This window comes from Candidatus Njordibacter sp. Uisw_002, from assembly GCF_047730155.1.
Taxonomy (GTDB): domain Bacteria; phylum Pseudomonadota; class Gammaproteobacteria; order Pseudomonadales; family Balneatricaceae; genus Njordibacter.
Map to the genome: position 1 here is coordinate 1316489 of NZ_CP159832.1, position 14660 is coordinate 1331148.

The 14660-nt window shown below is 43.7% G+C and carries 13 protein-coding genes and 4 tRNA genes; 4 read left to right on the forward strand and 13 right to left on the reverse strand.

Annotated features, from left to right (window positions below):
* Positions 1–876 precede the first annotated feature (876 nt).
* Entirely contained in the window at positions 877–1641 is a 765-nt protein-coding gene (locus ABXT42_RS06275) for an outer membrane protein (RefSeq protein WP_443627299.1), read from the forward strand.
* A gap of 10 nt (positions 1642–1651) precedes the next feature.
* Positions 1652–1816, forward strand: coding sequence for a hypothetical protein (locus ABXT42_RS06280; RefSeq protein ID WP_443627300.1), 165 nt, complete (start codon positions 1652–1654; stop codon positions 1814–1816).
* 449 nt (positions 1817–2265) lie between these two features.
* On the opposite strand, the gene ABXT42_RS06285 is transcribed toward ABXT42_RS06280, so the two are convergent.
* The 7 genes from ABXT42_RS06285 to ABXT42_RS06315 form a co-directional block, all read right to left on the reverse strand.
* Positions 2266–3402 carry a DUF6538 domain-containing protein gene (locus ABXT42_RS06285; RefSeq protein WP_443627301.1) on the reverse strand — a complete coding sequence of 379 codons (1137 nt, stop codon included), beginning with the start codon at positions 3400–3402 and terminating at the stop codon, positions 2266–2268.
* Between the two features lie 75 nt (positions 3403–3477).
* Positions 3478–3562: transfer RNA gene (locus ABXT42_RS06290), tRNA-Leu, on the reverse strand.
* Between the two features lie 53 nt (positions 3563–3615).
* A tRNA-His gene (locus ABXT42_RS06295) sits at positions 3616–3691 on the reverse strand.
* A gap of 46 nt (positions 3692–3737) precedes the next feature.
* A tRNA-Arg gene (locus ABXT42_RS06300) sits at positions 3738–3814 on the reverse strand.
* 19 nt (positions 3815–3833) lie between these two features.
* Positions 3834–3910: transfer RNA gene (locus tag ABXT42_RS06305), tRNA-Pro, on the reverse strand.
* 137 nt (positions 3911–4047) lie between these two features.
* Positions 4048–5433: a cysteine--tRNA ligase gene (cysS, locus tag ABXT42_RS06310; RefSeq protein ID WP_443627302.1), complete on the reverse strand. Its 1386-nt coding sequence runs from the start codon at positions 5431–5433 to the stop codon at positions 4048–4050.
* Positions 5434–5447: 14 nt separating this feature from the next.
* Entirely contained in the window at positions 5448–7130 is a 1683-nt protein-coding gene (locus ABXT42_RS06315) for a glutamine--tRNA ligase/YqeY domain fusion protein (RefSeq protein ID WP_443627303.1), read from the reverse strand.
* Positions 7131–7308: 178 nt separating this feature from the next.
* On the opposite strand from ABXT42_RS06315, the gene ABXT42_RS06320 reads away from it, so the two are divergent.
* Both ABXT42_RS06320 and ABXT42_RS06325 read left to right on the forward strand, forming a co-directional pair.
* Positions 7309–7812 (forward strand): peptidylprolyl isomerase, encoded by a 504-nt coding sequence (locus ABXT42_RS06320; RefSeq protein WP_443627304.1) that lies wholly within the window; start codon positions 7309–7311, stop codon positions 7810–7812.
* A 4-nt stretch (positions 7813–7816) separates the two neighbouring features.
* Positions 7817–8530, forward strand: a complete 714-nt coding sequence (locus ABXT42_RS06325) for a UDP-2,3-diacylglucosamine diphosphatase (protein ID WP_443627305.1) — start codon at positions 7817–7819, stop codon at positions 8528–8530.
* Between the two features lie 101 nt (positions 8531–8631).
* On the opposite strand, the gene ABXT42_RS06330 is transcribed toward ABXT42_RS06325, so the two are convergent.
* The 6 genes from ABXT42_RS06330 to ABXT42_RS06355 all read right to left on the reverse strand — a co-directional run bounded on the left by ABXT42_RS06330 (position 8632) and on the right by ABXT42_RS06355 (position 14639).
* The gene (locus tag ABXT42_RS06330; protein ID WP_443627306.1) at positions 8632–9975 is read right to left on the reverse strand and encodes an ABC transporter permease; all 1344 of its coding nucleotides are present in this window, start codon (positions 9973–9975) and stop codon (positions 8632–8634) included.
* Entirely contained in the window at positions 9975–10781 is an 807-nt protein-coding gene (locus ABXT42_RS06335; protein WP_443627307.1) for an ATP-binding cassette domain-containing protein, read from the reverse strand. The genes ABXT42_RS06330 and ABXT42_RS06335 overlap by 1 nt, the downstream gene beginning before the upstream one ends.
* Positions 10782–11057: 276 nt before the next feature.
* Entirely contained in the window at positions 11058–12053 is a 996-nt protein-coding gene (locus ABXT42_RS06340) for a taurine ABC transporter substrate-binding protein (RefSeq protein WP_443627308.1), read from the reverse strand.
* Positions 12054–12440: 387 nt separating this feature from the next.
* On the reverse strand, positions 12441–12647 hold the full coding sequence (locus ABXT42_RS06345; protein ID WP_443627309.1) for a hypothetical protein: 207 nt from the start codon (positions 12645–12647) through the stop codon (positions 12441–12443).
* A 288-nt stretch (positions 12648–12935) separates the two neighbouring features.
* Positions 12936–13709, reverse strand: a complete 774-nt coding sequence (locus tag ABXT42_RS06350; protein ID WP_443627310.1) for a sulfite exporter TauE/SafE family protein — start codon at positions 13707–13709, stop codon at positions 12936–12938.
* Positions 13710–14639 (reverse strand): dimethyl sulfoxide reductase anchor subunit family protein, encoded by a 930-nt coding sequence (locus ABXT42_RS06355; RefSeq protein WP_443627311.1) that lies wholly within the window; start codon positions 14637–14639, stop codon positions 13710–13712. It abuts the gene before it with no gap.
* Between the last annotated feature and the right edge of the window lie 21 nt (positions 14640–14660).

Consider the following 14660-nt stretch of genomic DNA (forward strand, 5'->3'; position numbering starts at 1 on the left):
GCTTGGTTATCGTTATGAATAGGCTAAAGAATATACTTAAGTAGGTGCCTATAGTTAGTCATTAATGATTTACTTTAAGTTGGTTAATGAAGCTTAAGTCCTTAGGTTTCTTGAGTCATACCTAAGCCACATATGGCTCTTAAGCACTTATGTTAAAGGTATTGGTCAGCCTTTATTGTCAGCTAACTTAGGATGGCTGGGGCACTAAAGTACACGATGCTATCGCAGTGAAGCAAGGTGATGCAGAGTGGGCAATGGAGGCTATGAGCCGTTTGTGGAGTGAGGAGACTTTGGGTGGCAAGACACGGCTTAAGGTTGATTATCCTGATTAGTTTTATGTAAGCCATCCTCCATTTACAGAGCTTCTAAGGTTTAACTAAAACCACAATAACCCTACACCTCAAAGCACCCTCAAAAGCACCCTTTTAAGCTCTAAAAACGCTCTCTAAGCAACGCTAGTATACCAACATGAGCATTGTTATTAAGGGTTTAGATTGGTTTGAAAGTATGGCTAAAGGCTCTTGTGTTAGCAGTTGTTAAAGGGTTATGTCCATAGATCTAAGGCTTAGATTCAGAAGTTTTCCTATCCACTAAATTGGGGGTTATATGCAGTGGTTTTGACGTATTCACTAACTTACACTCATTTTTAATTACAATTTAAATCACCATTAGTTCACTTAGGCCTGTGGGCTCTATTTGTCGTGAACTTTTTTAACAGCATTGCAAATCTGCATGGGGGTGAGTTAGAACTAAAGGATCGCCGCGGTGGTGGCCTGATGGTTGAGGTTTATTTCCCTTTGTAACTCTTCGTCACACTTCACCACGTTGTGACACTTTATTCTCTCTACACTGCAACTTTTAAAGGGACATAAAACAATGAAATTATTCTTCTTTCTGTTAACTACGATATTTACAAGTTTAGCTTTTGCTGGTGACGAAAAAAATGCCTCAGTTGATTCATCTGTACTACAAAACATTAAATTGAGTGATAACTTTAAGGGTTTTGCTTTAGAGGTTTCTGGTGGATACCAAAATACCGATAGCAATGGAGACAGCTCTCCTAAAATTGATGGGGTTTCACAAACAGGAATCGCGTCATCAACAGGACTCACGACATCAGGTTTTGATGATTCAGATAGTATTTATGCAATAGGCGGAAGCTACAATTTTTCCATCGACGAAAAATACCTGCTAGGTATCGGTTTTGATTACAACCTTAATGATATTGATGTTGGAACAAGTAAACTTACGAATCATGGCCCGGGTGGTTTAACCATTGACTGGAATGAATATGAACTTAAAGACCTCTTTAGTGTATACATTAAACCGCAATTAGTTATTGATGAAGATAAGCTAATCTATGCCAAGCTGGGTTACGTAAGTGCTGACTTGTCAATCATTAGCGGTGATTCCGAGTACGTCTCTTCATCAAATGAGAGTATGCACGGATACACAGTTGGGGCGGGCTATAAACAAGCATTCAGTCAATCTTTTTTTGGGTTTTTTGAAGTCAATTACACACAGTTTGCAGAAGGATCAGCACTTGCAAATTATAAAGGTCTTGGTCCCGATTACACCGTCAGCTCTGATGTTGATATAGATTTTTATGCTGCCAAAGTTGGCATAGGTTACCAATTCTAAGTTTTTACTTATGGATATAGCTTGGGTTGCTTACTATGACAATGGTCAGTTAAGTCATAAAGGTAACTACAAGAACAGTAATAAAGAAGGAGCTTGGGTTGGTTACAATGAAGACGGAACTGTAGATAAAGCATCCCCAGGAACCTTCAAAGACGGTGTAAGGATTAGTGATTGAGTAAACAGTAAGCTGATCAAAGGTTAACACAAGAGCCAGTTATAAAAGTAAAATCATTCTTTTGTGTGTCTGTCAGGCAGCTAAAGATAACAGCAGATCATCCACCCCTCCCGTTCCCCTACGTTTACCTGAGGATACTAAAGTGCCAGCCTGTAACTTATGCTGCTTAAGTGAGTGGTAGACATTCTAGTAGACGTTTTTAGTCCTTTGACAGTGAACTAAGGGTGTGAGAGAGTCACTGGATACGGTATGTCTAACAACTACTGAATCCTTACTAAGGCACCACTAGCGTGTCTTAAGGGTGAGACTGAGCAGTGAGCGTAGCGAACTGTGATGGAGTGAAGCGGAGCGTAACGACTCTCCGTCCGCACCATTTATTGCCCTCAGGGCGACTCAACCTGTTGTTATACATACGTTTTCTTGAATCAAGACAAGCGTGGTAGACATCCCTACTCCTCCTTAAGCTTCAGCATCCATTCACTTAGCTTTTCAATGCTGTAGCCATCACCATAGCCCTGTCCTACTGACTGTAATGACCAGCCTCCAAGCTGATCAATCATATCTAATGGAGCTTCTACAGCCCTTAGACGATCTCGAAACGTATGCCTCAGACTATGTATTACTACATCTTGGTTGGTTGCTGTCTTTAGCCACTTATTCAAAGCAGCACTAGCTGAGTTACTATTGCACTTAACCCCATTAACATAGCGAGGGAAGCAATAACTATCAGACATAGATTTGATGCGTTGAGCAGCCCATAAAGAAACACCAACCAAAGGTATTTTCCTCTCGCTACTCGCTGTCTTTAAAGATCTCCAAGCATGAGGTTTAACATAGACATAAGGTACGTCACCTAAGACAATATCATCAGAGTGCAACCCTGCTGCTTCAGCCAACCTCATACCTGTATCACTGATCATTGCGATCAACCACCTAAGGTCATCGTCAGATTCTATACAGGCCTTCTGAAGGTGCTTTAAGGTTTTATTAGATAAGGGCTTGCGCTTCTTTGCATCGCCTCGAGAGGCCAAATAGACGCCTGCAAATGGGTTCTTAGAATTTACTCCTAGCTCATTGATGGCTAGGTTCACTATGGCTTTAACAGAGCTAAACACCCTCTTAACTGAACTACTAGCCAGACCTTTCTCAACCAGCCAGTCTCGGTACTTAGCGGCATCTGCTGAGGTGTACTGATCTATAGGCCTGCATCCCAGACACTTAACAACATAGTCAATGTTCCTTCTTGCAGTTGTATTGAAATACTCAGAGCGTCCAGAGGCTTTAACCTTTAAATATAGATCTAACGCATCTAATAGAGTTGGCGCATCTGATGTTTGAGAAGGATTCGCCCTAAGGAGGTGTTGAGCTGGTATATCAGTATGAGTTAAGCGTAGGCCAAGCCAATAGTTCTCTAGCTTGCTTAAAAGAGATTTAGACGATAATTCAGCTTTCTTGGCTGACTTAGTCTTGAGACAAATAATAATTCGATTTCGGGTGTAATGAGGCTTTAAATCACGAGGTACAGTCTTAGAAAAGTAATATGTACCAGATTTGGTATAGGTGTACTTGGGAAAAACGTCTACCATAATGTCTACCACGCTTGTCTTGATTCAAGAAAACGTATGTATAACAACAGGTTGAGTCGCCCTGAGGGCAATAAATGGTGCGGACGGAGAGACTCGAACTCTCACACCTTGCGGCACTGGAACCTAAATCCAGCGTGTCTACCAATTCCACCACGTCCGCTTAATCAACTCAGGCTAGGCCTATGTTCATCGTACTACCTTACTACAATGCAATGGGGTGGACGATGGGGTTCGAACCCACGACCACCGGAATCACAATCCGGGGCTCTACCAACTGAGCTACGCCCACCATTACGGCATTACATTTACTATTTACCCGCTTACCTTTTCGGCGTTGGTACGCCCTGAAGGATTCGAACCCTCGACCCACGGCTTAGAAAGCCGTTGCTCTATCCAACTGAGCTAAGGGCGCATGTTACTGCGGCAAATAATGGTCGGGGTAGAGAGATTCGAACTCCCGACATCCTGCTCCCAAAGCAGGCGCGCTACCAGACTGCGCTATACCCCGACATCCTCTACAACGCTACTGCCTAGTGGCTTATGCCGTTGAAGAGGTGCGTATATTATAGCCGATACACTCCTTCGTCAAGCTTATTGTTTGGTTTTTTTATCAATAAAACCAAACTGTTAAAATAAACTTGAATTTTAGACTTCCCGTTTCCAGATAGTGCCTTCTTTACTGTCTTCTAATATTACTCCGGCATCTTTTAATTGATCACGTATTTGATCTGACAAAGCAAAATCGCGGTCTATTTTAGCTTGATGGCGCTGCGCTACCAATGCGTCAATATCTATATCAACAAGGTCTCCCTCGCCTGCTTCGCCTTTTAAATAGGCACTAGGTGATAAAGCCAATAAGCCTAATATATTACCTAACCCTCGCATTTGGCTTGCCAAAACACCTGCCTGGGGATCACTATCGCGTTTTAGACGATTCACTTCACGTGCCATTTCAAACAGCACTGAAATTGCCTCACGGGTATTAAAGTCGTCATCCATTGCTTCATTAAAACGATCAAGATAAGGCCCATCAAGAGCCACGTCACAAAGATCAAGCTGATCCATGGCTGTGTACAATCGATCTAGCGCGCTTTTAGCTTCCACCAAGGCATCTTCTGCATAATCTATCTGACTGCGGTAATGGCTAGCAGTCAGTAAATAACGCACTATCTCTGCAGGATATTTAGCTAGCACTTCACGAATAGTGAAAAAGTTACCTAATGACTTAGACATTTTTTCTTTGTTAACCCGCACTGCCCCTGCATGCAGCCAGTAATTTACAAAGGTCTCGCCATTAGCTGCTTCAGATTGTGCTATTTCATTTTCATGATGTGGAAATGGCAAGTCTGGGCCACCTCCATGAATATCAAAATGATTACCCAAGCAACATTTGGTCATTGCAGAACATTCAATATGCCAACCAGGGCGACCTTCTCCCCAAGGTGAAGCCCAAGACACTTCATCTTTTTTCGCAGCTTTCCACAATACAAAATCGAATGGATTTTCTTTAACGTCGTTCACCTCAACGCGAGCACCTGCACGCATATCTTCAAGCTTGCGATTAGTTAATGCACCATAATTTTCAAATTGGTCAACACGGTAGTAAACATCACCGTTAGAAGCTGCATAAGCGTATCCCTTATCAATCAAGGTCTGCACCATCTCTATAATAGCTGGCATGTGCGCAGTAGCGCGCGGTTCTTGGTTTGGAGGCAATACACTAAGAGCCATTTCATCGTCATGCATAGCAGTGATAAACCGGTTAGTGAGCTCGTCACACGTTTCACCATTTTGCGCGGCACGTTTAATAATCTTGTCGTCTACATCAGTAATATTACGCACGTATTCAACTTGATAACCTGCATGCCTTAGGTAACGAGTAATCACATCAAATGACACCATTACACGTGCGTGCCCGATATGGCAGTAGTCATACACTGTCATACCGCAAACATATAGGCGTATTTTGCCTGGTTCAATGGGTATAAAGGGCACTTTGCTATTACTTAAAGTATTGTGAAGTTGCAACATATTACTAGTTTCCGTTAACCCTTTTTAGCCCAAGAATCACGCAGCGTGACTGTACGGTTAAATACTAAACGATCTTTTGTTGAGTCTTTATCAACACAAAAATACCCTTCACGCTCAAACTGAAAACGCTCACCATCTGCAGCATGAGCTAAAGAGGGTTCGGCCATTGCGCCTTCGATCAAGCGTAAGTTGTCTGAGTTTACGTAAGTCATAAAATCCACTTCTTTATCACCATCTGGATTAGCATGGCTAAACAAGCGATCGTATAAACGCACATTAACGACTTCATGATGACTAGCACTAACCCAGTGAACAACTCCGTTTACCTTATAACCTTCTGGCTTTTTACCTAAGGTTTGCTTGTCAAAACTGCACACCAGCTCAATCACTTGCCCTGCACTGTCTTTAACCACCTCTTCACAAGTAATAATATACCCACCGCGCAGGCGCACCGACTGCTGTGGCGCCAAACGTTTCCACTTACCTTCAGGGTGCTCTGCAAAATCGGCTTGATCAATAAACACTTGCTTAGACATGGTCAGCTCACGCTCACCCATGGTGTCATCTTTAGGGTGCTTTGCTACGGTTAAGGTTTGCGTTGTATCAGCGTCCCAGTTAGATATAGTAACCTTCAACGGGTGCAACACACACATAGCACGGGTGGCTGTTGAGTCTAGATCATCACGCACACTAGACTCTAAACGCCCAAAGTCTGTAATGCCTTTGCTACGGGCCACAGGGGTTGCTGCACAAAAATTGCGCAAGGCCTCTGGTGTGTATCCACGGCGGCGCATTCCAGAAATAGTGGGCATGCGCGGGTCATCCCAAGCTGTGACTGTATGGCTATCTACTAGCTGTTTTAGCTTACGCTTACTCGTAATGGTGTAATTAAGTTCTAAACGAGCAAATTCATACTGACGCGGACGTCGGCGCCCACTGGGCAGAGTAACGTTATCTATGAACCAGTCATATAAAGGCCGGTGGTCTTCAAACTCAAGCGTGCAAATAGAATGTGTAACCTCTTCCAAAGCATCAGATAAACCATGGGTAAAGTCGTACATCGGATAAATGCACCAAGTATTTCCTGTTTGATGGTGCTCAATATGACGAATGCGATAAATAATAGGATCTCGCATATTCATATTAGGCGATTCGTTGTCTATCTTGGCGCGCAACACGCGCTCACCATCTGCAAACTCACCTGCTCGCATACGCGCAAAAAGGTCAAGATTGTCTTCAATACTGCGATTACGATAAGGGCTATCTTTGCCTACTTGGGTAAGGTTGCCCCTATACTCACGCGCTTGCTCTGGGCTTAAATCACACACATAAGCCAAACCTTTGTTAATTAGTTCTACAGCAAATCCATGTAGTTGCTCAAAATAATTAGAGGCATAAAAAGCATCCGCACCCCACTCAAATCCTAGCCATTCTACATCCGCCTTGATAGATTGGATGTATTCATCGCTTTCTTTTTCTGGGTTAGTATCATCAAAACGTAGATTACATTGGCCTTCAAATTCTTGCGCCATGCCAAAATTCAAACAAATCGAAGTGGCGTGACCTATGTGTAAGTATCCGTTGGGTTCTGGTGGAAAACGAGTCACGACCTGACCATCATTGTTGCCCTTTCTCACATCTTTGGCGATGATATTACGAACAAAATTTGATGCCTGTACGACGGTTTTTTCGGCCACGAATGGGTCTCCTTGAAACTTGCCCTGAAAAACAAATAATTATATGTCTTTTGCAGCCTGCCTTGCTAGCTAAATTAGTGTGTATTTCAACGTCAAAGCGGCTCCAGCGATTGCATGTATTCGCTGCGGGCTTCATACTAAGCTACTCTTTATTCACATTCCCTCTTGAGGCTGTCGCATGTCAAATGTATTAATGCAAACTAACTTTGGTAACATTACCATTGAACTAAATCACGAAAAAGCACCTATTACAGCTGCTAACTTTGAGCAATACGTCCGCGACGGATTTTACGATGGTGTGATTTTTCACCGCGTAATCGACGGTTTTATGGTGCAAGGTGGTGGTTTTGACGTAAGCATGGATCAAAAAGAAACTCGTGCAAACATCGAAAACGAAGCCGACAACGGCCTAACTAACGATGAAGGCACATTGGCTATGGCTCGCACCATGGACCCGCACTCTGCTTCTGCACAGTTTTTTATCAACGTAGGTGACAATGCTTTCCTTAACCATTCAGGCAAAAACTCTCAAGGCTGGGGCTATGCTGTATTTGGCAAAGTAGTAGAAGGCATGGATGTGGTTAATACGATCAAAAAGGTATCTACAACATCTAAATCTGGCCACCAAGACGTGCCAGCAGATCCAGTAGTCATCGAATCTGCCACAATGATTGAAGGCTAAACCCTTGCGTCGCCTATTCATTGCAGACTTGCACTTGCACCCAGCAAGACCAAAGCATAGCCGTGCATTGATTGATTTTTGTCAGCAGCGTATTAATGTTGATGATGAGCTGTATATACTAGGCGATCTTTTTGAAGCTTGGATAGGCGATGACGTAGGCATAGTCACTTATGCAGATGTCATTGCTTGCTTTAAGCAGCTTACCTCCAGTGGTACTCAAGTATTTTTTATGGCAGGCAATCGAGACTTTTTGATTGCACATGAATTTTGCCAAGCAACAGGTATCAAAATACTACCTGACCCAACAATCATTTCCTTTGATAACCAAAAAACCTTGTTAATGCATGGCGATACCTTGTGCACAGACGATATAGAATACCAAAAGTTTCGCTCACTTGTGCGAAATCCGCACTGGCAAAACCAATTTCTTTCCATGACGCCAGCGTTGCGCATGCAACAAGCTGCCCATTACCGCCAACAAAGCAAAGAGATGACGGCCAATAAATCAAACGATATTATGGATGTTAATGCTCAGACTGTAACGCAAGCCATGCGGCATTCTCAGGTGAACTTACTCATTCATGGCCATACTCATAGGCCAAAAGTACATCACTTAAAAAATGGAGAGCGTGTTGTTTTGGGTGATTGGGGCGGTCACTTTGACTACCTAAGCTGGCCCCAAGGCGAAGCTTGGCACCTCATTCGCGAACCCATTTAGATTTAGACTTACATTTTTATTATTAATAGATCAAAAAAAACCAGCTAGTGATGCACAAGCTGGTTTTTTATTGCTTATTAGTTAGCTGATTGCAGTAATCATTAACCCTTACCTTTCCATGGCACTAGGTATTTTTCTAACAAGCGAATACCCACGTCAATAGCAAAACCAATCAAACCGATCAATATGATACCCATGATTACAATTTCGGTATTTTGAAACTTTGACGCAGCCACGATCATTTTACCAATACCCTTTTCTGCAGCAACTAATTCAGCCGCAACTACGGTACCCCAACAAACACCCATGGCCACCCTTGCTCCGGTGAATATTTCCGGAAGTGAATTAGGGATGATTACGTGGCGTAAAATCTGGGTTTTGCTAGCACCTAAGCTGTATGCCGCATGAATTTTGGTGATTCTTACTCCAGACACACCAGAGCGTGCAGCAATGGCCATAATCCATAAAGCAGCGAGGAACAGCAACACCACCTTGCCTTCTTCACCAATACCGGCCCAAATAATAACCAAAGGAATCAAAGCTAATGGCGGCACAGGGCGCATAAACTCAACAACGGGATCAAACCAACCACGAAACCAGTTAGACAAGCCCATGGCGTAACCAAGGGGAATACCCACTATAGCACCGATGAGAAAACCCATGACAACACGCCACAGACTAAAGCCTAAATGCTCACCCAAAGTGACATTTTGGTAACCGTCTTTAGAGATAGTCACTAAGCTTTTCCATACTTTTTCTGGCGAGGGCAAGTAAATGCTCTCCATCTGCACACCCTTATGGGGAACGATGTTCAAAGTGCCCTTGTCTGTCAGTGCAACTCTAGCAAAACCAACATCTACGGCGTTACCCTTACTAATGGATTGGCCATCGACTTTGACTATAGAGGCGCCCGTCTTGCGTTTCTGGTCATCATTTTTATCCCATAAAAGCAGTTTAGAACGATAAACCTGAATAACTATTGCGTCATTAGCAGCAAAGCCGTCGCCGGCCTCTACCTTTGGTTTATCAGCTTTCTCACCCGCAGCATGAACAATCACATCTACACTCGCCGTATCGACTTGACCTGCGCCGTTATCGGCCGTGTAGGTAAATTGGCCACCACCCATAAACGGGCCAGGTACGTGTAAAAAACTGGGCAATAGTTGTGAACCAGTAAAAGCCCCCCAGAGTACAAAGATTAACAACAATGATAGTACAGAGGCTGACTTATTGGATACCACGGTGCTTTCATCACCAAAGGTCACTGTTTTTAAAGAATTGAAACTACCACCAGTGTCCACGCTATTACGAACCCTGTGCCATATGGTTTGACTAGCCACGATAATGGCAATAAAGCCCGCTAAGTAAGGTAGTATCGAACCAATCGATAAAAAAATATTAAGCGTTTCGTCGGCCAAGTCAGCAAATACATTTGAATCGTTCATTAGCTTTCTTCCTCAGTTCGACCCATGATTTCTTCTTCCATTTCCCAAATCATCGATAAAATTTCTTCACGCTTAGAATTGTAATCTGGGTGTTTCTTCACTTCACGCAAATCAGCACCAACACCGAGTTCGGCGAATGGTAAATAATACTCTTTGTGCACCCGCCCTGGTCGCGGCGCCATAACCAATAGGCGTTCGCCAAGCAGCAACGCTTCTTCTACCGAGTGAGTAATTAAAATAATGGTCTTGCCTGTTTCTTTCCACAGGTCTAATACCAAAGATTGCATCTTTTCACGGGTTAACGCGTCCAATGCACCTAGCGGCTCGTCCATAAGAATAACGTCTGGATCGTTAGCAAGGCAGCGGGCCAACGCCACACGTTGTTGCATACCACCAGAAAGCTCATAAACTGCCTTGTCTTTAAATTCTTGCAGACCAACCAGTTCTAACAAACGGTCTACTTCAGGTGCGCTCTGGGCCTTTGGAACACCTTTCATGTCAGGCCCAAAGGAAACGTTCTTACGCACGCTCATCCATTCAAATAAAGCCCCTTGCTGAAATACCATACCGCGCTCTGGGCCCGGGCCACTGATGACATCACCTTCTAAAAGAATATCACCTTCTGTCTGGGCCAAAAAGCCGGCCACGATGTTTAACAAAGTAGTCTTACCACAACCTGATGGGCCTAGAACACTAAGCAACTGCCCAGACTTAATATTTAAGTTGATATTTTTAAGCGCTTGTACAGATCCACCACCGGGCAAGTCAAAACGCATGGATACATTGTCAATATGTAAATCAGCCACGCCTCATTCCTTCTAAATATTGTTGATTATGAAAACTCGAAAGTTATTTATCGACCATATGATTAATTATAAGTGGGATACACCAATACCGTGTGATGCACAATACAAGTACACACATACCATATACTAACGAGTTTATTTATAGTTCACGATCCCAGTTCAGTACGAAGTTGCTAAGTACTTGCAAAATTGCCCCTGACACCGTGGAAAACCAAATATAAAACTGAGGCCTAAACAACTCTAGACCTCAGCTTTAATTTGGCAATTCTAACCAGCTTACTTAACAGTAGCTGCTAGAGGGCCAGACTCAACGTTGCCAGCATAGCTAGCATTAGCAGATGGGATAGATCCAGCGTTAACGAATACTGCAGCAACGCCGCCCATAAAGTCTTGAACACCACCACCTAACCACTTAGAAGACAACTGCTCTTCAGTGCTTGGGAAGATGAAAGTAGACAAAGAGCTAGCAGCATCAGCACTGCTCATGCCTGCGTCTTTAGCGATCATGTTCAACATGAACTCAGGCTGAGACGCGTTCCATGCAGCGTTTGCATCGGCAGTTACAGCCAAGAACTTAGACACGATATCGCTATTTTCAGCAATAAATTCTGCAGGTGCAGTAGTTACATCAAGTACCAAAATACCCAATGCTTCTTTTTCCGCACCAGTTAGCAATACGTTACCGCTTTCCTTCATACGACGTAGACCACCGCCCCAACCACAAGCCATGTCGATAGCGCCTTGAGCTAATGCTACAGAGCCTTCAGCAGGCGCCATGTCAACAATTTCCATGCTGTCTAGAGCCACACCAAAGTGGTCCATTTGCTTCAAGAAGCCGTAATGAGCAGCTGTGCCAAGTGGCACTGCAACTTTTTTACCAGCTAGTTCACCAGCAGAGTCTTTGTCAATTTCGAGGTCAGAACGAACTACACAGTTGTCGTTATTAGAGTAAGAAACGGCAACATCAACGATTTGTAGATCTTGACCAGCAGATGTGGCAACTACAAATGGAGGCAAACCTTGAGATACAGAAATCTGCACGTCGCCAGATGCCATAGCAGCTGACATGGCCGTACCTGTATCAAAGGCAACCCAATTTACTTTCATTCCTAGCGCTTCATCATAAGCACCAGAAACCTTAGCTGCTTGGAAAGGCATTGGCCATTCAAGGAAGTATGCAACCGTAAGTTCTTCGGCAGCTGTTGCAGAAGATGCTCCAGCCATTAGTGCTGTAGCAGCTACAACGCTGCTAGCGATTGATTTTAATTTCATTTAAGTGCTCCTAAATATTATGATTTTTATAATTGGAAAGAACCAAACGTAAAAGACGTGTTTATAGGTCTATCTGCTTGTATCAATAGGCAGAAAATTAAATATACTCCCCTTCGCTAAATAAGCCAACGTGTTTATAGGTCCATCTGCTCGTATCAATAGGCAGGAGAGCAAATATACTCCCCTTCGCTAAATAAGCCATAGCCAAAATATTATCATCCTTAGGGCCAATATCTAGAAATGCATATATTCATCACCCTTCAGGGGCCAACTGGTTGCTTGATGACACAGAGCAGGATGACATCGTTTGGATGTAACATCCAAAAACTAGGCCAAAAAAACGACATGAAAGCTATTATTAGCTATGTAACCAACCACCGTCCACATCTACTGTAGTGCCAACTGACCGGGCTTAGGTCGGCGCGCAGGGGCACCACTCACCAATACAATAGTGCCATTTTCACTCATGAGCTGCGTCCCATATCGCACCACGTTGGCATACCCCCATAGTTTAGCAAACGAAGCTTGGTAACCATCCATATCCATGTCTACTAAAGGCCCTAGAGCACGTGCTCCATCCGCAGCACAGCTCACTAGGATGTCAAAAGGAGCACAGTCTTGAATAGCTTTGCTAATTGCTGGCGGTCAGTCACGTCGCATTTTTTTAGCGTCACTCCTGCAGGCACATCACCCGCCTTTTTGGGGTTACGACTCACAGTAATAACAGTGGCCTCCAAAGACAATTGCTTTTTTGTTTGATACCTTCATGCTTCTACCTTAATGATTATTAGAAGGGGTTATAGAGACAGTTTTTCACATGGCTTCGAAACCATAATGAATGTTCCAATAATAGGGAATTGAGGCAATGACGAATTTCTATACTTACAGATTAGATAATGCGCTATACAAGGCAATGCTTGCAAGTGCTGACAATAAACTTAATGTTACTCTGCGCATGGCTAAAGCATCAATTCGATCAAACAAAACAGACCCAATTTGATTGCCAACCAACATGACCGGCATCATCACAAGCAGCAGGCTTGGCACCTCAGGAGCCAAAAGGTCTTGACCATGGAACCAGGCCAAACCATATAGGTCAGTCACTAAAAAAAACATAATTAAGCCCGCACGCATGACGACATGAGACATTTTTGACGACATCATATACACCGCCACCACTAACCCACCAATACTTGCTAGGCCGTTAACAAACCCTACCACCGCGCCTGCCAACAACAACCACCCAACGCTATTAGCAGACTTGAAATGCCACTGATTCCATAAGGCAAAGCAAGCGACCAATACTCCTGCGCCTGCTAAACCACGCACCATATCAGACTGCCAATGTTGTAGTCCAATCACACCCAAAGGCGTGCCTACCAATGTGCCAACGCTAAGGATTATCATCCATCGCCAAGGTATGTGACGCCAAACCTTGGGTAACAAATGCAAACTTGCCATTAGCTCCATGACAAACATCAAAGGAACAATCGTTTGAGCGTTAAAAATGGGAGCAAGGGCGAAAAAACACAGGGCAGAAAAGCCAAAACCCGCTACCCCCCTTACAACGCCTGCAAAAAAGACGATGCTTAGGACATAAGCGAGTTCGAAAGAAGATAATGGTAGGTAAAACCAATTTAGGTTTATGCTTTCCATTTAAGTGCGTTGATCTCCTTGATACAGACGCACCACATGCCTAGCTTCAGCAAAAAACAACCAGCGTTCTAGCAACAAGCCAGCCATCATTATGACCCAGGCCACTACTAATATCTCTACTATTCCAGTGTCAGCAAACACCCAATAAACCAGGCCTAAAGGCAACATAAATACAGCGAATGTCATCACTATACGCAATCGTAAAAGGAAGTCTGCAGCCACTTGGTAGCCAAACTCTCTGTTTAAAAAAGTTGGGGCACTATGGCCTGCATCTAACAAACGCACGCTAGCTTGGGAAAAACCGGTAGCTGTTTGAATAGTGGCACCTGTAGGTTTTCCTTGCCAGAAAAAATAAACCATTTTTAAAGCTAAAGTGATCAGCACTAACGCCATAACCACGATTAACAACTGTGGATTAAGCACCCCAGAGAAGCCACTGACTGCAACAAATAACAACCCTCCGCTCATCAGCGCATACGCCATAAACAACGCAGGCACCATTGGTGTGTTCCATTGACGAATGGTTTTTAAGCTGGCGTAAATCATACTTGTGGTAAATAAGATGATCAGTGCAAACACCATGCTTAAACCAGCCAATACATCGATCATTGACCACTGCCAGAATATGGCAGCTGCATAAAGCGCAGCAATTGGATAAAGCAGCACTGCAAATACGGCTTCACGAGATAGCCATGAGGTGCGAAAGCGGCTAAAAGATCGCCACGCATTTTTTGGACTAGCCAAGTGCATCGTGGAAGAAACCAGGCCGATGGTAATAAGCACCATTGCCATGACACCTAGACTTAATTGTAAACCTATCGTATAGGCTTGTGTCAGACCCAATAACTGACCGGCTCCAAGCCACGCTAATAAACCATAGCCAGCACCAGATGTGACGGTAAAAATAAGAACTGAAAAAGCGGGATGCATAATAAATACCTAACTTTGGCG